The following is a 21,052-nucleotide window of genomic DNA, read 5'->3' as shown; positions in this document are numbered from 1 at the left end:
AACATAAGGAACATCGCGAGGCTGTTGAATATCGTTTCAGGCTCACTTGAGCATAATCATTTTGTTTACCTTAGTGAAGCTTCCGGATGACAATTTATAGAAATACACTCCAGAAGCAAAGTAGCTCCCATTGAAGAGCACCTCGTGAGTACCTGCATCTTGTTCGGAGTTGATGAGAGTGGCGACTCGCTGTCCGAGAATATTGAACACGTCAATTCGTACGTGAGACCTGGCCGGTAGATCATACCTGATCGTGGTCGACGGGTTAAACGGATTAGGATAATTCTGTTCAAGCTCGTAGGATCTTGGTAATTTGCCCGCGTCTGCCGGATTGTTTACGACCGTCGGGACCGAAAGTTTGATGAGCGTATCGCTGAGCACATAAACCGCCGAGCCGTATGGCGGAAGTGTAACAGATAGGTTTACCGCTCCGCTGCTGAAGGTGACTGCGGCGGATGAATCGTTGTAGACATCGTTCATGTAATACGTCTTGCCATCGATCGCGCCGCCCGTAAAGGATACGTTCGGAGATCCACCACTCCCTGTCAGTGTGATCGCAGCTGTCTGAGGCGAGGCGCTGAAGTTCTCGAGAGCGATTCCGTTCTGATCGAGATATGGACGTGTATAACCGTAGACCCACGAATTTCCTGTAGTCAATTCGAAGAAGGCTTGAGTAGAAAAGGCGGGATAAGTCTTCCGAATCCAGGCCAGTCTCTGGTAGTGCGGCATGAGGAGTGACTTCCCTGCGTTGTTCCAGTCAATGACTCCGCGTCTGCGCTGATCAAAGTCGGTAATACCTAAACCCCATCCGACTTCCTGTCCGGCATAGAGCATGGGTATTCCGGGCACAGTGAAGATGACTGTTCCCATCGGCATTGTCTTGGAGTCAGAGCCGTACGTAAACGCAATTCGGTCCTCGTCCTGGTTTTCCAGCCCGCGCAAGAAGAGCGAGTTTGGGCCCGGGACGAATCCCATGATCGGGCCGCCATAATTGGTGACGTAGTTATTCAGGTTCGAGACACTGGAGGAGCTCCCGAAGTTGAAGGATTGAACAGCGTTGTGAAGCAGATTCCAATCGTAAGCTGCGTCGAGCCCCCCTCCGTTATCCGCGTAGTTGACTTCGGTGCCGACGCCAGTTCCCGCCGTCTCTCCGAGGAGAAAGATGTCGGGCTTGACGTGCTTCAAGATGGTCCTGGTGGGTATACCCATCTCGGTTTCGCCGCCGTTGCCGCCGTTAGTTCTGTCGTGAGGTCCCCAGTACACGTCGAAGCGGTAACCGTCGATGCCGGTCTGTTCGACCCACCATCTATAAACTCCATCCATGTACGCCCGTGCGTCTACATCTGCCCAGTTGTAGTTGAGAAGCTGGTCGCTGAATGCGCCATAGTAAACGAACCCGTCGGCCGTAATCGATTCCGATAAATTGGGATTGTAATTGGAATTACTAATCAGGTTATGCTGATAGAAATTCCAATTGAACGAATTAGTCTTGAATAGCCGTGCATCCGTCACGAACGGATGACCGTAACTTGTGTGATTGGGTGTTACATCAAGAATTATTTTCATGCCAAGTAAATGCGCTTGATCGACAAAATTCCTGAAATCCGATACTGTCCCATACTGCGGCGCGACCGTGTAGAAATCAGTTATGTTGTATCCTGGGCCGGGGCCGTTGTCTATCGCCTGATTGTTTTTCATGACGGGCATTACCCAGATGATATTGAATCCCATCTCCTGCAGGTACGCCAGCTTCAGCGTTGCAGCGGCGATCGTCTCTTGAGGCGTAAACGAGTTGAAGAAGAGCTCATAGATGCGCCCCCTCTTTGCCCATCCGGGATTCGAAGCGAACGTCGGAAATGTGACACTGTCGTTCACGTCAACTGTGAAATATGATCTGGTGGTGTCTTTATTTCCCTGTGGATCAGAAACAATCAGCGACAGATAATACTCACCCGGAGCCGTGGGTCGCGCGATCTGGATGCTCGATGTTGTCATCCCCTGCACGCCGCCGATGGCCTGCGGATTCGCGGGGTCGACTCCCCAGAGATAAGTGAGACTGTCAGACTGGCCGGGGTCAGGGTCGGTGCTGGTCTGTCCTGAAACCTTCACCGACGAGCCGGACAACGAAAAACTGACGACTGCGTTGGGTGAATGGTTCACGTAATATGTCATCGTGAACGGACTCGAAACGATCGTGCTGTCGGAGCTGTCGCGCGCAACAGCTACAAAAGTATTCACTCCGGGCCTGTACGCGTAGCCCTGTGAGAAGCTGCCGTTGCTCGCCACGATTGCCAGAGTGTCCGTGCCATTGTGGACTATGTTCACCGAACGGATAGAAGTATCCTGAACGACACCGACGATAGTGACTCCAGGTTTACGCGTAACGTATCCGCCCTGGTTCAATATCTGAATCGATCCCGCCCGGACGATTATCGACGTCGAGTCCGAAACCAGGTTGCCCGCAAGATTCTTCGCGCTCAACTTCATCGTCCGCATTCCATTAGCGAGAGAAATCGGGGAGAGTAAACTCAGGAGGCTTTTTGCCGGATCGTACGCGCTTCCCGGTATATTGAACGTTCCGCTATCGATTTGAAGTACGAACGAGGAAGTATCAACGCCGCTTGCGAGCGACGGAAAGACGCAGGCGGTGATTACCGGTTTATCGGTCCCCACAATTCCTGATTTCGAATTCGGAAGAAAGTGAAAGATGGTCGGGCTCTTGACATAAATTACGGAATTGTTGTTGTCGGCAGGATTCTGAAGAGGATTCAGTGGATCCGCGAGCCAGCCGCTGGCAACACCGTTCTCATTTATCTTGTACTGATACGCCGGAGGGAAATTTCCCCCGGTGAGGGGGCCACCGACACGCAGTCTATAGGTCTTGGACCAAATGCCTGTCGACGGATCTTTTGTCATTGCGGTCGGCGAGCCGGAAGGAATTACACCTCCACTGTTGTTAGCCCAACTGTTGAATTCGCCCGGCAGGTAGACCACCGAAGGATTACCGGCAGATTTGTATGTAAACGTGACGTCGACGCTGTCCGAAGTCTGGGCTGCTAATATGGATGCCGTGAACAGTATCAAGAGCGCAGGCGTTAGTCTTCTCATAAGAATTAATCCCCTATGCAATTGGGCCTGTGATTCCTGCAAGTAACGAGTCTCGTCGATGAGTGAATCATAGGCCCGTCATTCCATCAGATAAGTCGGTCTTGACATACATCGGGTCTCATGACATCATCCGGGGTACAACAAAAAGCTGTGGCAGGAAGAAATGCTCGCCACAGCTTTCCGGTCTTTTCATCGATTAAGAAGGAACAAATTCTACAAATCATTTAGTCAAAATCATCTTCCTCATCGCGGTGAAGCCGTCTCTCGGCAATAAAACCTCCATCCGTCCCAACCTTTCGGTTGGGACGGATGAGGAGAAGGAGAAATTACTTCATCAGTACCATTTTCTTGACGCTGTTGTAACTGCCTGCTTGCAGGCGGTAGAAGTACACACCGCTCGCAAACCTGCTGGCATCGAATGTCGCGATGTAGTTACCAGCCTGTTGCTTTCCTGAGAACAGTGTCGTCACTTCCTGTCCGAGTACGTTGTACACTTTCAGGCTCACGTAGCTGTTCTTCGGAACTGAATAATTGATCGTCGTAGTCGGGTTGAACGGGTTCGGATAGTTCTGAGTGAGCCCGTAAGCGCTCGGAATCCTGTTACCGGGGTTCTCACGAATGGCAGTAACTTGATCGCCCCATTTATTGTATTGGGACTGACGAGGCGGAGTGAGCACAAATGAATGATTAGCACCTGTTGGGGCCTCATTGTCCACTCCCAAACCACCACCCAGAGTGTCTGAGCCATTGAAAGCTGCACCGAATTTGAACAGCACTGCCTGCGAAGCTCCCTTTGGAAACACAAGTGTGGTTGACCATTTGTTATCATGCGCAACACTGTCCCCATGTGTTCCGTCGTCGTACAATCGGTGCAACAGACTGTCGACGGTTGTGTCTGTAGCCGGCCATCCGGAAGCGGGCCAGTTGAGCGGTGATACGCTGCCGCACATCCAAACACTCTTTAAACCTGTTATTAGACTGTTATGAAAGGCCTCGTGCGCACCGTTCATGTCCACATGGAATATAACAGTGTCCACTCCCGTCGTGGGCGTGGAAATATCTATCACGGGCGTAATAGCAGGGAAAACGGTATCCTTGTCGGCAAAGACATACACACGGTTGTTGGCAATGTTTTCCCAGCCGGTGTTACTATACTGATCGGTTCCGCCCGCCCAGAACTTCCATTGAATGGAATTTCCCACTGGGGCGGTGAACTGCAGCTTGACACTATATTGCTTGGGATTGAGGAGGGTTTTTGTCAATCTGACACCAGGTCCCCAGTTCAAAGGCGACGTGTCTCCTCTGACCATGATCGAATCATTTACATCTGAAAAGCCTTCCTTGAGCAAATTCGTCATGTCGGCAACGAATGTAACGTAATGGGTCACGCCCGCAGTTGCCTGGTTGTTGAAATAGACGAGCGGTATAGCCTGACTCGCGGCGGTTCCGATCGAATCGGTCCGGTTGTTTATGCTTTCCCACACGTCGCTTGCAGTGGCGTTGTGAATTACGTACTTATAGTTGATCCATCTGCCTGCAGCTGAATCGGCAAAGGGAACTGTCAGTTCGTATATCGAGTCGTTTGCCACCGAGGGGGCCATCGTAAACCTCGTACCGCCCCATGTGATGGTATCGCCTGCCAAGGTCTGGAAATCTCCCCGGATGAGGACACTGTCCGTAGCCGGATGGAAATTGCCAAGGATCATCTGCACGCCCATGTGAACTTGGAATTTGACGTTCTTCGGTGGTGTGGGATCGGTGACAGTATTGCCGGCTAATGTAACTGCAGTCTGCGCCAGCGCTTTACCGTCCAGGGTTGCGCCGGTATTCATCGCAATCTGTGTTTGACACAGTATGATTCCCTTCATCTGAGCCGTCGTTCCAATGGTAACCTGGCCAGCTACCTGCCAGAAGATGTTCTTGGCCTGTGCGCCGCCGCTAAGAGTAACGATGGCTCCGTTGGCCACGGTTAAGTCCCCCGCTATCTGGAAAATCCAAACATCAGTTGCGCTGCCCGAGATAGTGACTCCACCAGCAGATATTGTGACCCCAGTACTCCACTTGTAAAGACCAGGAGTGAGGGTGTCCCCAGTAATATCTCCGGCGCCCAGTTCAGTAGTATCCGGCAACGTTCTTCCAGCTGCATCGGTGTACGCCGTCAGCATGTCGCTTACAGCCGTACCCACATAAGTCGGAGTCGGGGCAGTGTAATCCGCGGCATATAGTTTCCCGGTCACTAAAGATGACGTCGAAAAAGTACCCGAGGGATCCAATGTTTGCCCAAATCCGGTTAAGTACGTCGCAGCGGCTGGACTAACTCCAATATCTCCAGTAACTGCTGTGGTCCCGGTAGTTGAGACCCCTGTCTTTGCCAGGATGGCAAAATTCCCGGCTGTCCGAAGATTCACCGGCAATCGTTGCGCAAGAGCGGAAGTATGCGCCATTAAAACAACAAGCGGCGCAACAACAAATGCCGTGATCGCTAAAGCTGAAAAACGCTTCAACATGATCTTGCTCCTTTTTTTTGTGTTGTGATGAGTTTCACGATGCAAATCGCGATATCGGATTTATCAGAAGTTTTGCCCGCTAATCCGAAGAATGTCGAGTGCATCTTTTTATTGAACCGATATAACTCCGCTTTCTCATGAAGCGGTTTTGAAATGCCTTCAGAAAACTTCAAACCTGCCATGGTTCAGAATCCAACTGTCAATGCGAACTTCTGAATGTTCTTGAGAAGCCCGTAATTTTCATAACCGTAATCAATTTTAACATTGAAATGAGACGATATATCATAGTTCAAGCCCAATCCCATTGTCAGGCCTTCCTGGCTGTCAGGGACAAAGAGCGACTTGTACCCGGCTCTCAAGGAAATCAGATTGTCGAACGTGTATTCCGCCCCTACATCCACCGTCTGAACATTATCACTTGGATGAAGTGCGTCGACCGCGACCGTGAGTCGGTTGTCACTCGATTTCACGACATCCATCGCAAGCCCGACCCTGAATATCAGCGGGAGGGGGAACGTACCGGTATAGTATTGGGCAGGGATCTTTGTGTTATCGCCTACAACCGATTGATCGGGATTGTGTGTGATGTAAAGATCCTGTCCGGTCATCTGCATGTCCGTTCCGAAGTTTGCGATTTCCATTCCGATCTTCATGTTGTTGAACGGCGTTATGTAAAGCAATCCGGCATCCAGAGCGTAGCCTGTTGCGGACTCTTTCCAGATCTGCTGGATAATCATCTTCGCGGTACCGCCAATCGAGAACCTGTCTGTCAGATTCCTGGCGTATGAGAGCCCGATTGACCAATCATTTGCATTCCATGTCTCGCCCGTCCCATCAGGCTGCGCGATGGTCGTGACATCCGAAGTGCCGTATGCGAGATTAGTGACGCTCAATCCCACCGCGTTATCTTCGTCGAATGCGACCACCGCGCCAAAGAAGTTATAACTTGTGCCGACGAGATAATTGGTATGCTCGAGGAGAGCCTCCGTTCGACCGTCTCTTGCGATGCCTGCCGGATTCCAGTAGAGAGCGGTGGGATCGTCCGCCATCGCTGTGAAAGCGCCGCCCATAGAAATTGCCCTTGGTCCGGCACCTATTCCAAGAAATGGCGCCGCAGTCGTCCCGACCTTGTTTTGGGCGTAAGTCTGAGCACAGGCGAACAATACGATAAAAACCAGAATACTCTTTTTCATCATTGGCCTCGTCTACTTTATGATCGCAAGTTTGCCGTACTTCTGTCCGACGCCCGGCACGTCTACGAGAAAGAAGTAGACGCCATAGGCTATGTCGAGGTTCTCGTTAGTCCTGAGGTCCCAATCGATCGTACCGTCGGTTATTGATTGCGATGTGGGCATCTGCAATTTCCTGACGAGTTCACCGCGCACCGTGTAAATGTATATCGTGGTGACGTTCGGCGGGGTCGCCCTGGGAATGTGTATGAACGAAATCTTCCTCTCACCGCGTCCGCTGGTTATCGTTGGAGGTAAAGGAGGCTCCTGGGAAGTCGCCGCGATGTACGGATTGGGAACAACCCTGATCATGTCGATCTGATTGGATGCAAGCTTGGTATCCACTGTCGCCGCCTTGGTGGTGATGGTCAATTGATCACCATCAACAAACGCTTTCGAAACTTTGAGCGTCAGTGTGTCGCCGGCGGATGGGAGATAGTTGGTTGAATCCGAACCGACGGGGGACAACGACCACGTGATTATCGAGGTGTCGACGCCTGCTTTGGTCTTCACCGTGTTCAAAAAAATGACTATATCGTCCACAGAAAACTTTCCGCAGTTGAGGTTGTCGCTGATACAGTCGGGTTCCAGCAACGCGTACGGAACGAGTTTGCCGGTCCGCGGATCAATCACATGGAAATTAGTGTTCTCCTTCACGATGTCGAGCGGACTCCCGTCATACGTGATTGTCAGGCTCGTTGATGTATCGACACTTGATGAATCGAATACCAACGTATAATCGCAAGGATAAGCAATCCCGGTCTCGGTAACTCCTGAAAATTGGAACGGCGAGAATGTGAATTTGAAGTTGGGGAGCTTGTGTGTCCTGTTCCACCCGGAGCTTGTGTCGAACTTCACCGTCCAGGAGTTGCTGACTGTGACATATGAACCGCCGAACAGGTACTTGTCTCTGTCGCCGACCGCCTGGGTCTGATCGAACGGGATCTTGGTTGAGCCGAAGAAAGTGACGGTGTCAGGCGAAACCGGGTTGGAGTAGTCGATAATGTAGTACCCATCAGTTACTGGAATGTAGCCGTTGAGCGTATCTGAAAAGCCAATTCTGTAGGTCTTGCTGGGGACTGCGTCACGATCTGCGACATTCAGGTAGACTTTTCCAGTGCCGAATAGAGGCGATCCTGGAACAGGTGAAAATAGATTGGGCGCATTAGGACCTACGTACCCGGCTGTAGGTGCCTGGGGGACGACATAGACCGTGTTGACATCCTGCCTGATCGTGCCACTCGAAGTCACGGTAATATACTTCGGGTCTTCGGCCGGATATGTGTCGGCCTGTTCATCACCCGTAGTGTAAGCCGTTACTGCGTAATAATATCCCTGGCCATTCTGCAGTCCACTGTCCACGTACGTATGGACGAGGCCACCATCATTGCCGAGGTAGAACATAGGCAGTTGCGCTAAGTCCTGGGAGGGAGGCAGGAAATAGCCCTGCACCCCGTCGTTCTGATCAAAAGTAGCCAGCGCTGCGCCGCCTGCTTCCGTGAAGCCGGGATCAGTCGAACGGTAAATTTTGTACCCTTCAAATGATGCAGCAGTTTCGGCAACGGAATTCCACACGAGAGTCACTTTCTTGTCACCGGGTATCGCAGTCATGTGCGGCTTGGGCGGAGGAAGCACAAAATCGTAGTTCTTATCGTATATGCGTTGGACGATCTGCTTGTTCCTGAAGATTTGATTCGAATCGGCTCCGAAGACAAGCGCAAGGGAGAATCTTTCTGTCTGAAGCGGCAACAGCGGGAAATAGCCGGATGAATAAATGAAGTCGCCGTCCTGCGGAAGTGCCGGGATAACATCGAAGTAGCCCGGTACCATCCTGCTCCAGAGGGTCTCGCTGTTGTTCATCGGCGGTGAAGCAGTCTGATTGAAGAAGTTGAAACTCGTCAGCCCTATTTGATCGGATTCGTTTACGTCTGTCTTGTCGAAGTGCGGTTCCCCCTCAGTCGGCATCCCGTCGCCTTCGCCTAGATCGTGCGTATTCGGAACACCGTCAGCGCCGACATCATCGTGTTTTACGTCCCAGTTGCCGTTCTCGTCACCGGACCAGTGAGACTTCACTACGCCCGGATATTTCCCCGTCACAGGGTCACGTTGCTGAGTGTAGTCGGGCACCCATCCGGAAACCATCGTGCCGGGACCGCTGTCACGGCTCTCATCTATCATCGTATTATTCAGTCCGGCACCTGTGAAATAATTTCGGTAGTATAGCGGTCTCGTGTCAGTACGGTAGACTTGACCCGTTGTAGTCTTGAAGACTCTTTGGTAATGAATCGTATAGTTTTCGTCTATCAATCCATTCAGATTATCGTCAAGACCGTTGTTAATTGTCTCAATTAGAGTCTCTCCATTGTAAATCTTGTAAGGAACTCCAAGGGAATAGACAGTGACGGTGTCGGTGTCGCTATGAAGAAGGGTGTCTAGACGAACAACGGTCCTTGCATAAGTGGTGGGATCTATGAGGATGATCTCATTACTTGGCCAATTCGCGTTCGCGCCCGGGTTCGTGCGCGAAAGGGTACGGGACATTACGAAAGTGTTGGTGACAGAGCTGAAAGTAAAATCCGACTGTTGAAACTGCGAGCTGTTAGGATCAACCGCATCGTTATCGTTGTCAATGCCGTCATACTGATCACCCGGACTCTCCAGATACGCGTAGCCTGCAAAACCAATATTGGTTCTTACTCCCGGCAGGATTGTCTTGAGCGATATCCAAAGGGGATCACTTGTCCTGTCGTCCGAATCCCAAGTGTATGTGAGGTTGTTGTTGACATCAAAGAATCCGAGATCGTCCTGGCAGTCGACATAAGTCTGACCGACGTCGCCGACGCAGCCTCCTACTACCTCGCCGAAGACGGTCTTTTGATATATGGTTGTTCCTATATTGCTGATATCGTACAGCCAGAAGAGTACATCCTGGGCCTGAACTTGGGCCCACTGAAGTCCACGGACTCTCACCACTATGCCGACGCCGTTCCGGGTGGTATCGGTTGAATCAGGATGAAACCGATCGCTTGTACGCTGCTGCACGCTGTTATCCTGAGCATCATCCATGACCCAGTAGCTTTCCTGATCTGCGCTGAAGACGCCCCGTCCGAAGTACCCGTCCCATGCTGCGTGACCGGTCGAGTCAAGCCAGTCGGGATGATCTGGCCAGAAGGAGGGCCAGGAAGAAGGAATGCTGCTCGAAGCCACGGTATCCTGTGACGGATTAACATATCCGGGCTCAGGTTCAAACCCCTGAAAGTGACCATCGCGCGAATCGACTTTTGCTGCCTGCCCGTTGCGCGGTCCAGGCGAAATCGTCACTGAATGTATCAGGCTGAAAATAGTATCTCCTTTGGTGTTGATGCCTGCGGGATAAATACCCGGAAGCTCCACTCCGACGAGAGGCGTGACGTCTCCGATGTAACTATCTTGAGTCATGGGATACGGCCAAGCGCCACGAATGTCGTTCGGATCCGTGCCCGATATCTGGCCGTTGTTCCTGAACGTAATCGCAACCCTGTTCCCGTCGTGGATTCCAAATCTAACGTAGAGTGCATTACCCCTGTGTGTTTTCGCGTACGGGATCAGATTATCCTGGGCGAGCGAAATTGAACTCAACCCAGCCAGCAAAAACAGGACGACTAATATCTTGCGCATGTGGATACCTTTGTCATTAGAAGGAATACGTTAGTCCAAGTTGTATTCTGCGAGGCGGCGAATAATAATCGGGCCTGGTATAGTAATCCTGGATAGATGCGACTCGCTGGGATGGATTGCTCGCGAGAAGATGCTCTTCGTAAAGCGACCAGTCAGGTTCACCGCTGTCGGTGAAGACGTTGGTGGCATTCTTCATGTCGAGGACGTTGTCTACTCTCGCAAACACAGTGAACGTCGAGCTGCCGAATCTGAAATCTTTGTAGACTCGCATACTCAGGTCGTAGGTCGCCGGTTTGGCTCCCGAATTATACATGAGCTCACCAACATTAGAAGTAGATGTCAACTGGGGCGTGTATGGAGTCCCGCTGCCGAACTGGAAAATGAAGCTCGCACCCCAGTCGGCGGAGTTATTGTAATTCAGCGTTGCATTGAGAGTATGCCGTTGATCCCAGTCCAGAGGAATCAGCTGCGTTTCAGGAAGCGTGCCGCTGTTCCTCAGATTAAAAGCGGTCTTCGGGTCGGAGGCGTCTCCCTTCGCCACCTGGAAAGTGTAATCGACAGTCGCCGATATTCCACTGGCGAAGCGCTTGTCGATCGTAAACACTAGACCCTTGATGAATCCGAAGTCGGTGTTGACGTATTGACTGTAGATTGCCGATCCGCCGTAGACATATTGGATTTCATTGAGAGTGCCGGCCAGGTTCCGGATGTCCCGGAAAAATCCCGTCACATCAATGGAAATGTCATCGGTCAGCTGCTGCTGCAGTCCCAGTTCTCCGCTAGTCGTCTGCTCGGGTTTCAGGTCGGGATTGCCTATTACGCCGAGGTTCGTGCTGCCGCCGGTGACGTTGAGTTTGTATCCCGGGTTCTCGTAAAGCTCGTCGAAGTTCGGCATCTGGAAAAATAACCCATAGGAGAAATGAACGATCCCTCGTTCCGTTATCGGGAAAGCAGCACCAAGTCTCGGACTCAACTGCCATTTATTCGTTGCATTCTTGTACCAGTATTTCATTCGGGCCGCGACGGCTTGTTCAGGAGTTCCGCCTGGGGCCACGATACTGTCCTGATTCTGAGGTTTAAGTGGGAGATATATGTTGGGATCGGATGGGTCTGAAAGTACCTGACCGTCGGGATGAAACCAGTCGAGTCGAAGTCCAAAATTCACAATCAGGGAATTGTACTCCATCTTGTCCTGCAAATAAGCGGAGGCCTGCTGGGGTTTATGTAAATACATTAGATTGTTCTGGTTCGATATCGGCGGAACAACCACGGGCCCTATGAGGTAGGGATTTCCGTCGACAGCCGGATTCCTGTTTATGTCCACCGGCGACATCTGGAGATTTATGCTGTGGAGGAACAGTTGGTACTGGTCGAACTCGAGTCCGAACTTCAGCATGTGCGTTTGAGTCACCTGACTCGTGATATCAAATTTCGCAAGGTACGTGTCGGTGTTGTGGATGTTATGTGCCATGTTCGTGCCGCCGGTATAGAAAGTCCCCTCAGGGGCGACCAGAAGAGACTGGTGAACGTATTTCTGATTGAAAGGATCCTGTCTCGAGAACAGATCCGACAGCGAGTAGGCGGCCGTGTCGAGGTACTCTCTGTAATCCCTGAAGTAATAGGATACGGCAAAAGTATAGAAAGTGCTGGCATTCAGCGTTTGTGTGAGATTTACTGTGTTAAGGTAGCCCTTCTTGAAATTGCTGAGTTCTCCGTCAGGATTATATTTGTAGTTCCAGTCGAAGTCTTTTCCTCTGGAATTATCCAGTATGAAATTGTAGGAGAGTTGCACTTCGGGAGTGAACTTATAAGTGATCTTACCCTGCCCGTAGCCTTCCATATATGGGGCCAGCGGAACCGTCTTCCCGTTTCCGGTGTGATTTATGATCCAGTTCAAGGAGCTCGGGTCCGTGGTAATGCTGATATCGCTTGTGTTGAATTTCCTAATACCGTAGAGGTCCCCGTCGTCATAATAATACCGCGCGTCGAGATAGAAGAAAAGCTGGTCCTTTATAATCGGACCATCAAGCGAGCCTTCGAGCCAGTTGGTCCCCAGTGGGTTCACCTTCCCAAGACCGTTGAAAATATCCGAATGGCTCGTCACGTATCCGCCCGAGTAAGCGGTGGCCATGCCGTGAATGTCGTCACCGCCCGTCTTTGTCGCGATGTTGACAATTCCGCTCATCGCCTGACCGTACTCGGCGTTAAATGCGCCTGTAACAACCTGCATCTCCTGGATGGAATTCTTGTTCACATCAACAACGGTTGAACCATCATAGCTGTCTGTTACAGGAACACCATCGATCGTATAGCTCACCTCGCCGCCTCTTCCTCCTCTTGCGTGGAGTGTACCATTATGGTCTGTATAGATACCGGCCTGAAGGTTCAGGACATCCTGAAACGAAGTAACCGGCATTTGTTGGATCTGGGTATTGTCAACGACAGCAGTAGAGGAGGTCATGTCTTTTTGAACAAGAGGCCGCTCTGCGGTAACAATCACGGCCTCTGTTTGAACGGCCGACTCGGACAGGTCGAAATCAACACTCGTAGTAAGATCGATCGATACTCGATTATTCTGGCTTACTACTGCTCGATAACCGACCGCACTTGCTCTAACAGTATAAGTTCCCGGTTGGATATTCAAAATCGTATAGTTGCCGTCAAGATCCGTGGCGGCCCCTAATGTGGTGCCCACGATAATAACGCTTGCACCTATTATCGCTTCTTTGGTAGTGGCGTCAAGAACTCTTCCGGATATTTTCCCCGTGTCGCCTGCGTAAACGCGAACAGACATGATGATGAGAATAAAGGGAGTAACAATTTTCCGCATGCTTTACCTCAGTTTTGATTTCTCCTGAGAGCGCCGCAGCTCTCTCTCACAATAAGCGTCGGTGAAAATGTTGTGTGAAGTATTTCCATATCAGGACTCGCCATCCTGGCAACGAGTCGCTCGATAGCAAGAACACCCATCTGAAACATTGGCTGACGCATGGTGGTCAGCCTTATGTGCCTCGCGAGTTCGATATCGTCGAACCCGACTATGGACACGTCCTCCGGGACCCTGATTCCGTTTTCAGACAAAGCAGTGATCGCGCCCATCGCCTGGATGTCCGAAGAAACGAAAAAGGCCTTTGGCATATCCGGACCCATCTTAAGGAACTCGATCATCGCCTCATAGCCCGCGTCGCGGTTGAAACCATCTTGCTTGATATTCGTGCCTGTCTTTATGAGCTTCTCCGAGTAGGGCACTCCGTGCCCCTCAAGTGCCCGCCTGTATCCCTGGAGCCGTTCCACAGCAGGTGTGCTCACGAGTTGCGCGTTGATCATCCCGACATTTCGATGCCCAAGTTCAATCAGGTGAGTTGTTGCCGCATAGGCGCCTTCGGCATTTGCGACTGAGATGGAATCGAAATCGGGAGAAACCGTGTCGACTAAGACTATCGGGAGATTAGTTTCCTTCAGCCTGCCGATAACTTTCTCGGGGAGTTTCATAGAGAAGAACAGGATTCCGTCGACCTTACCACGCTGGAGTGCGCGAGAGATGTAAGCCTCAACCTGGTCCACATGGTTCACGCCGTAAAGGACGAGGTCATAGCCGAGCTGGGAGATCTTGTCCTGGACTCCCTGCAAGACTTCGATGAAGAAGTAATTAGTGAAAAACGGTATAATGGCTGATATTGTTTCGGACTGGCGACGGGCAAGGCGTTGAGCGTAAGTGTGAGGTTGGTAGTTTAGGCGCTTTGCAACGTCCCTTACGCGCTTGCGGGTCTCAGGGGTGACGCTTGGATGGTTGTTCAGGACACGGGAGACGGTACCGATTCCAACGCTCGCTTCTCTCGCAATGTCGTAAATAGTGACCTTTGACGCCATAACCTCACATTTCTTTGGAAGGGCTTCCAAAAGATGTAGAAAAAAAGTTACGTTGTCAAGTCATTTCGAAGATTTTTCTCCAAATCGTGGAAACGGTTCCGAGGCAGAAATAGAATTGAGTCCAATCCTATGTTAGCGCTAACCCATTATTCGTAAATAGGTTATTGGTCCGGCCGGTTCAAAAAGTGGAATGATGTGAGAATTTCCTACACGCCGGAAGGTGGATTTCTTGGAAAGCCCTGATCGTCAGATCTTCGATCCGGCAATCACCCCTTTATCAGGTCAAGGATCCGCATACCGACCTCGTACTTCGGAAGGAGTGGGAGCTCGATAGGTTCGCTGCCGTCGGCCTTCAAGATCGTCACCTTGTTCGTGTCTGTGCCGAACCCTGCGCCTTCTTCGCGCGCGTTGTTTACAACTATCAAGTCGAGCGATTTCGCGCTGAGCTTGGCCCGGGCATTCGCAATCTCGTCTTCAGTCTCAAGGGCAAATCCGATGTATGTTCGGTCGCCCTTCAATGATGAAATGGACCTGAGGATATCTGCCGTCTCTACAAGCTCAAACCTCTGCTGTCCAGCGTTGAATTCGGACTTCTTTATCTTCCTGTCTGAAGGACTAGCTACCTTGTAATCGGCGACAGCTGCTGTCATTACGAGTGTGTCGCACCACTCGATATTTCGCACTACGGCCTGGAGCATCTCTTCGGCCGTCGAGACGCTCTCCCTCAGGACGTTTCGCGGTGTTTCGAGAGAAACAGGTCCTGAAATCAACCTCACTTCCGCGCCCCGGTTGGCAGCCGCCGTCGCCAAGGCAAATCCCATTTTGCCGGAGCTCCTGTTCGAGACATAGCGTACCGCGTCGATCGGCTCCTGTGTCGGACCCGCAGTCACGAGGATCTTCCTGCCGGCAAGGTCCAACTGATGACCGAGGAAAAAGGAGGTAAGATACTCTATGACCCTGTTTACCTCAGCCAGACGTCCTGCGCCGCTAAGTCCGCTTGCAAGTTCACCTTCTTCGGGATCTATGACGAAAACGCCTCGTTCTTTCAACTTAGAGATGTTCGTGCTCGTGGTCGGATGAAGAAGCATGTCTACGTCCATTGCCGGTGCGATCACAAGAGGACAGCGCAACGCAAGCACGAGAGAAGTCAGAAAATTATCCGCTACCCCGGAGGTGATTTTCGCGATTGTCGAGGCGGTGGCCGGCGCAATCAACATTGCATCAGCCCAGAGCGCGAGATCGATGTGCCAGGTCGAGGCATCTGTTGAACGCGTTCTGTCAGGAAACATTTCAATGTAGACCTGATGCCTGGATAAAGTAGAAAATGTAAGCGGAGCAACGAAATTTACGGCCGAAGGAGTCATTACCACTCTGACTTCGGCGCCCTCTCTCAGAAGCTCGCGAAGAAGGTACGCACTTTTGTACGCGGCAATGCTTCCTGAAACTCCGAGAATTATTTTCTTACCCGCGAGGGAAGACATGCACGAAATCCTTTACTTCACCCGAAGACAAAGGGTGCGCATGTCAGCACCAGATTTCTTACTGAGGGGATTTATATCTGTAAACGATCTTGCCGGCCAGCAGCTCATTGAGGGATTGTTCTGTCGGCTTTTCAAGCTTGTCAAACTCCTTGCTCAGCTCGACTTGCTCTGGGTTTACTTTTTCGTCTTCCTCAAGAGATTCCTGAATCTGTTTCACTCCTTCAAGCCGCTGAGCAAATTCAACTTTTCTCTCATCACTAATCTGTCTTGCGCGCCGCGATGAAACGATGATCGCTTCATAAGCATTTCCAGTTACGATGTCAAGCTGGGTCAAATCAATCGGCTTTAGTGCCACCCGAGTACTCCTTTTCTCTCGATCCTTGGGACAAATGTTTTGCGACGATTTCAAAGACTTCATCAACCGCCCTCTTGAGATCGTCGTTAATTACAATATAGTCAAAACCGGCGCCTTTCTCAAGTTCCATAGGTACCCTCGCCATCCGCCGGTTCACCTGTTCTGCACTTTCGCTACCCCGACCTTCCAGCCTGTTCCTCAGAATTTCGAGGGTTGGAGGCCTCACAAAAATGAGAATTGCCTCAGGGAATTTCTTCTTGATGGAAAGTGCACCATTCACATCGACATCAAACACAATATTTTCGCCGTTCGTAAGAGCCTTCTCGATTTCGCTTTTCAATGTCCCGTAATAATTCGAATAGATCTCCTCGTGTTCAACGAGATCACCATCGGCTATCTTCTTTTCAAATTCTGCTCTCGTAAGGAAGAAATAGTCCTTCCCATCGGTTTCGCCCTTCCTCTTCTCCCGCGTCGTCGCTGAAACCGAAAACCTGAATGCAGGGAATCGCTTCAGGATTTCTTGCACGATCGTCGTCTTCCCCCCTCCGCTCGGGGCAGATATAACCAGAAGCTGGCCGCGAATCTTCATTCCAGGTTCTGAACTTGTTCTCTGATTCTTTCGAGCTCTTCTTTCATCTCCACGACAAGATGAGACATTTCCACATCAAACGATTTGGACCCCATCGTATTGGTCTCCCTGTTCATCTCCTGAAGAAGAAAATTCAAACGTCTGCCGTTCGAATCTTCGCCTTCCAGAAGCTTCATGAAGAACTCGTTGTGTGTTCTGAATCTAACCACTTCTTCCGTGATGTCTAGCTTGTCCGCGAGAAGAACGATTTCGAGTTCGAGGCGACTCGAGTCGACCTCTTTACCGTTCATCACCTCATCGACCTTCTGCCTCAACTTCGCCTTACCTTCCTCCGCCCTGAGACGAGCCAGCTTGTCGATCCGGTCTATCGCCTCATTAAGCCTGCTTATGCGCGCACGGAGATCGTTCTTAAGCGATTGCCCCTCCGCTGTCCGTGCCTCCTGGAGTTGTGCCAGGGCGCTATCCACAGCGCCTCTTACAGCCTCCCACTCCTCACCGTTCGACAATTCTTCTGTCGACCCCTTAAACAGATCCTTAAAGACGAGGAGGTGCTCTAATTTAAGGGGCGAGGTTATCTTCGCGGATTTTTTAAGCTGCTTGAGAAGCGTGATTATCCTGCTAACAGAATCGATGTCAACGGAAATTTGGTCGTCAGTCCGGGAGTTGTTCGAGGAGACAACGAGAGAGACTTTCCCCCGTCCAAGACGCTGCCTGATCATCTCCCTCACTTCAATTTCCTTAGTCGCAAGAGATTGAGGGAGCTTGACATATACTTCGAGATAGCGACTGTTCACGCTTCTTACTTCAGCTGTCGCTGTGAACCCGCCCACGGTGGATTCACCCTTGCCGAAACCGGTCATGCTTTGTATCATAATGGAAGAATCCTGGGAATGAGATGCAAGCCGCGTTGACCTTAGAAAGTTCACCCGCCTCCGTTAATATCCGCGAAGGCGGGTGCTACGTGTTAAGGTACTAACTCTTGAACGTAATTACCTTGATCTACTCTTAGACTTCAGAGGAGCCTTGAATCTCTTGTCGATCAGTCCTTTCTTGCCGTACTTCGCAAATCTGTCGACCCACTTCTTGACCGTCTTCACATTCTGGTCAAGTCGGGCGGCTGTTCCTCTGAGGCTTCCAAGCCTTTTGTACGTCTCTACGATTTTCATTCTTTTCTGAACGTCACTCATCATGGTACAAACTCCTTTTTGCTTCGATACATATTAAGCCAGAAACCAGTATATGTCAACACTGAATTTACTGGATTTTCATTCATACCATGAGACGACTTTGAACGACCCCGTGATGGGGAACGAAGGCGGTTGCAGGTTCTGGAACCGCGAGTCCCAGGAGTAATTGGCGTTATAACCATGAGTGATCGACGGATCGGAAGTCACGCCGATTTGATGATTTGAGATCGAGCCATAAACGTGAACTGCCCCAAGGCCGGTGTAGTAACTATTGCTCTGATAATATGAAGAAAAAGTTCCGTTCTGAGCATAAATGGCGGCCTCAATATACGGATTTACGGGAGGATTCGGTGGATTAACTCCTTTGTAAGCGTTGTCGCTTTCAACGGTGACATTATTCTGCGCGACAATCCCTATAACGTCCGTGCTTGCCGGATTATTTTGTGGGTCGGTATTACACATGAGGCTTCCGTTTATATAAATGTTTCCTTCGTTGCCCGAGCTTCCGCCCGCGCCCATGTCGACCTGTCCGGCAACTGTTCCATGGACGTGGATGCTTCCGTTGTTTACGTAAATTACACCGTTGGGAGCCAGCGTGGAAAGCGCAACCGTTGTATCGGAGGTGACTACACTGGTGTGGTATGTAACGGTCCCATCCGCGTTGAAAGTAAGGTACACATCATATGAGCCTCCCCCGCTGGGATTGTTGAAAGTGAATCCGCCTGCCGCCGCAGCCGTTTGCAGATTGGAAATACTCGTGTTTGGCATTGGTACACTGACACCGGATTGATACGAACCGTAGATTTGAGGATTCCGTGTGTAACCGGGAGGAGTGTACATTCCATATTTGGATGTGACGCTGCCGTAGAACACCGGGTTCCCGATGATATTGAAGTAGTCTTCGCTGTGAAAATCTCCCCTAACTGTATCACCCGGCGCCCAGTAAACACCAGCCATCGTTGCAGTGTACACGCCATACACGCTGAAGTACTTTGGGCCAAGTGTGACCTGAACGGTCGACGTTGTGTCTTGATACTCGCCCGTGGAAGTTACTCGCAACGTGAGCTTGCCTATAGAATCGATCCTCACGGAATAACTTCCGTCGCTTAAGTTGCCACTTAAGGATCTTGACGCGTTATTGGTCGGGTTCATGAAGATGTTTGTGAGGGCAACGTTCGCGCCGCTGGCAGCAAGATTATGAGCAGAGGTCTGGTTGTAATAGTTCGTGAAATTATCGACTGCCTCATTGCTGGTACGGTTCCAGTAATTGCTGGCAAGTCCGAATATCAAGCTGAAACCGAGTATTACCAAAAGCGTTCCTCGTCCTACCATATAGCACCTCTTACCTTTTGAGATTCCGCGAGACAAGTCTTGTTTGACGCCACACGGCATAATTTGTCGAGTAGGTAGAATCATATGCTGCAGTCGGCTCAACCCTTATTGTTATTGTGACCACCTGAACCATATTCGGTGCGTAGAAAGGAGTTGAGATGGAATTTCCGAAGGTGTCGTAGTACTTGATCGTGAACTGCGTAATTCCGAGATTGGCTTCGGCGGGAGTGCCACCATCTACCTGTCTATAGAAATATCTGACATCAGGATTGGGCGAATGCGGGATCGTACCCCCGAGCCAGTACTTTATTGTGTCAAGTGACCCCGAGTTGTTGACGTCATACACGAACCAGATCGTACTAGTATCTCCGTATGAGATGCAGTATCGAGGAGCGGGTATGAGGTCTGAGGTCTTACAATATCCGATCTTTCTGAAATCATACTCAAGAAGCTCGACTACCGACGTGAGGTTCTGCTGCACGGTCAGGCTCGCCTGCGAATTGTAAGTGTTCTGGACTGCCTTCTCATCCATCTGCAGTGCGACAAGGAGGAGTAGTCCGCTTATAAGCATCGAACTGACGATATCTATTAAAGTGCTTCCACCCATTGGCTCTACTCCTTAGAAATACCAGTAACTGTATATAGTATGCATCTTGACTGTATCCGGTACCGACGTGTTCCAAACCCAGACGTCCATCTCCTTATTCCATGTTGTTGTAGATGATGGTACACCTGGGTTCGCTGGATTGATGTAGTATACTTTTGTAAACACATGATAAATGCCCGTGCTTAGAGTGTCGATCTCGCTGCGACCGGTATGGGTCGGGCCATTGAAGTCGTCAAAGTCATCGAGATCGGTCGTGACCCCACCTTCCTGACCAAGCGATGAGGGAGGTGTCAAATGGCTGAGCTGAGTCGGGAGAAGAGGGTTTACCTTCGTGCTATCATCAAAAGCCTTTCCTTCGGCCTCTTCGATGATGGAAGTCGCCAGGGACACTTCTTCCAGCCCAATGTTTGAATTCACCATAACTTCGCTGGTGTCATTCAAGCTGCGATTTACCGTCAGGATCACCATTCCCAGGAGCATAATTGCTCCAACAGTGAGAAGCGTTTGTCCTGTTCCCATTACTCCTCCTTATTGGTACTTCCGTGTATTCTGCAAATTTCAAACCATTTTACCAACGGGAAAAACGTCTTGAAATGAATCAAATGCGGGGAATCACACCATGAAACACGTAACCAGCCTGCTACCAATCCTTGATTGCATGCTCTGTGCAGCGCTGAATATCCATCTTTTAGATTGGATCGAAGACTGGCAGGCAACCGGGACGCTCTCCTCCCGTACGAAAAGTCATCGGATGCCTATCATAATCCCAGGTTTTCAAAGGTGCAGAAAATCAGACTTGAACTCCTCAAGGACACATCTCAGCTAACCTCATGCCACCACAAAAGCAGCGGACTCCACCTCTGACGGACTGGCAAGTCTACTCTTATCGATGCGTTATGGCGGGTAGCTCAGGTTATTCTCGAGTGCGCCCCGAACATTTGTGGAAACTTTTACCGACAACGCAAGTAAGAATTACAGGGTCATGAGCTCTAGAATAACGGTGGGGTATATATACAGATGAGCGAGTGCCGAAGGCGGGACTCGAACCCGCACGCCCTTTCGGGCCCTGCCCCCTCAAGACAGTGTGTCTACCAGTTCCACCACTTCGGCTTGGAAAAAAAATTATACAA

The 21,052-nt window shown here is 50.7% G+C and carries 14 protein-coding genes and 1 tRNA gene; all 15 read right to left on the bottom strand.

Annotated elements, in window-relative coordinates; translation table 11 throughout:
• Positions 1–42: 42 nt before the first annotated feature.
• Complete coding sequence (locus VIS48_12295) at positions 43–3,108, bottom strand: alpha-amylase family glycosyl hydrolase (GenBank protein ID HEY9166928.1); 3,066 nt, start codon at positions 3,106–3,108, stop codon at positions 43–45.
• A gap of 326 nt (positions 3,109–3,434) precedes the next feature.
• Positions 3,435–5,615, bottom strand: coding sequence for an ice-binding family protein (locus VIS48_12290; protein HEY9166927.1), 2,181 nt, complete (start codon positions 5,613–5,615; stop codon positions 3,435–3,437).
• 185 nt (positions 5,616–5,800) lie between these two features.
• Positions 5,801–6,808, bottom strand: coding sequence for a PorV/PorQ family protein (locus tag VIS48_12285; GenBank protein ID HEY9166926.1), 1,008 nt, complete (start codon positions 6,806–6,808; stop codon positions 5,801–5,803).
• Positions 6,809–6,820: 12 nt separating this feature from the next.
• A complete protein-coding gene (locus tag VIS48_12280) occupies positions 6,821–10,501 on the bottom strand; it encodes a hypothetical protein (GenBank protein ID HEY9166925.1) in 3,681 nt (1,226 codons plus the stop codon).
• Positions 10,502–10,517: 16 nt separating this feature from the next.
• The gene (locus VIS48_12275) at positions 10,518–13,331 is read right to left on the bottom strand and encodes a TonB-dependent receptor (protein ID HEY9166924.1); all 2,814 of its coding nucleotides are present in this window, start codon (positions 13,329–13,331) and stop codon (positions 10,518–10,520) included.
• An 8-nt stretch (positions 13,332–13,339) separates the two neighbouring features.
• The gene (locus VIS48_12270; GenBank protein ID HEY9166923.1) at positions 13,340–14,371 is read right to left on the bottom strand and encodes a LacI family DNA-binding transcriptional regulator; all 1,032 of its coding nucleotides are present in this window, start codon (positions 14,369–14,371) and stop codon (positions 13,340–13,342) included.
• Positions 14,372–14,637: 266 nt separating this feature from the next.
• Positions 14,638–15,852, bottom strand: a complete 1,215-nt coding sequence (gene coaBC / locus VIS48_12265; protein ID HEY9166922.1) for a bifunctional phosphopantothenoylcysteine decarboxylase/phosphopantothenate--cysteine ligase CoaBC — start codon at positions 15,850–15,852, stop codon at positions 14,638–14,640.
• 58 nt (positions 15,853–15,910) lie between these two features.
• Positions 15,911–16,207, bottom strand: coding sequence for a DNA-directed RNA polymerase subunit omega (locus VIS48_12260; GenBank protein ID HEY9166921.1), 297 nt, complete (start codon positions 16,205–16,207; stop codon positions 15,911–15,913).
• Positions 16,188–16,796: a guanylate kinase gene (gene gmk, locus VIS48_12255; protein HEY9166920.1), complete on the bottom strand. Its 609-nt coding sequence runs from the start codon at positions 16,794–16,796 to the stop codon at positions 16,188–16,190. Before gmk ends, VIS48_12260 begins: the two co-directional genes overlap by 20 nt.
• Positions 16,793–17,668, bottom strand: a complete 876-nt coding sequence (locus tag VIS48_12250) for a YicC/YloC family endoribonuclease (GenBank protein HEY9166919.1) — start codon at positions 17,666–17,668, stop codon at positions 16,793–16,795. Before VIS48_12250 ends, gmk begins: the two co-directional genes overlap by 4 nt.
• A gap of 117 nt (positions 17,669–17,785) precedes the next feature.
• Complete coding sequence (locus VIS48_12245) at positions 17,786–17,986, bottom strand: helix-turn-helix domain-containing protein (GenBank protein HEY9166918.1); 201 nt, start codon at positions 17,984–17,986, stop codon at positions 17,786–17,788.
• A gap of 75 nt (positions 17,987–18,061) precedes the next feature.
• A complete protein-coding gene (locus VIS48_12240; protein HEY9166917.1) occupies positions 18,062–19,315 on the bottom strand; it encodes a hypothetical protein in 1,254 nt (417 codons plus the stop codon).
• Positions 19,316–19,325: 10 nt separating this feature from the next.
• Positions 19,326–19,922 (bottom strand): hypothetical protein, encoded by a 597-nt coding sequence (locus VIS48_12235; protein ID HEY9166916.1) that lies wholly within the window; start codon positions 19,920–19,922, stop codon positions 19,326–19,328.
• 12 nt (positions 19,923–19,934) lie between these two features.
• On the bottom strand, positions 19,935–20,441 hold the full coding sequence (locus VIS48_12230) for a hypothetical protein (protein ID HEY9166915.1): 507 nt from the start codon (positions 20,439–20,441) through the stop codon (positions 19,935–19,937).
• A 507-nt stretch (positions 20,442–20,948) separates the two neighbouring features.
• Positions 20,949–21,032: transfer RNA gene (locus VIS48_12225), tRNA-Leu, on the bottom strand.
• Positions 21,033–21,052 lie beyond the last annotated feature (20 nt).

Source organism: Candidatus Kryptoniota bacterium, assembly GCA_036567965.1.
In the GTDB taxonomy this organism is placed as follows: Bacteria; Bacteroidota; Ignavibacteria; order Kryptoniales; family JAKASW01; genus JAKASW01.
This window is presented reverse-complemented; position numbering and strand designations above follow the sequence as displayed.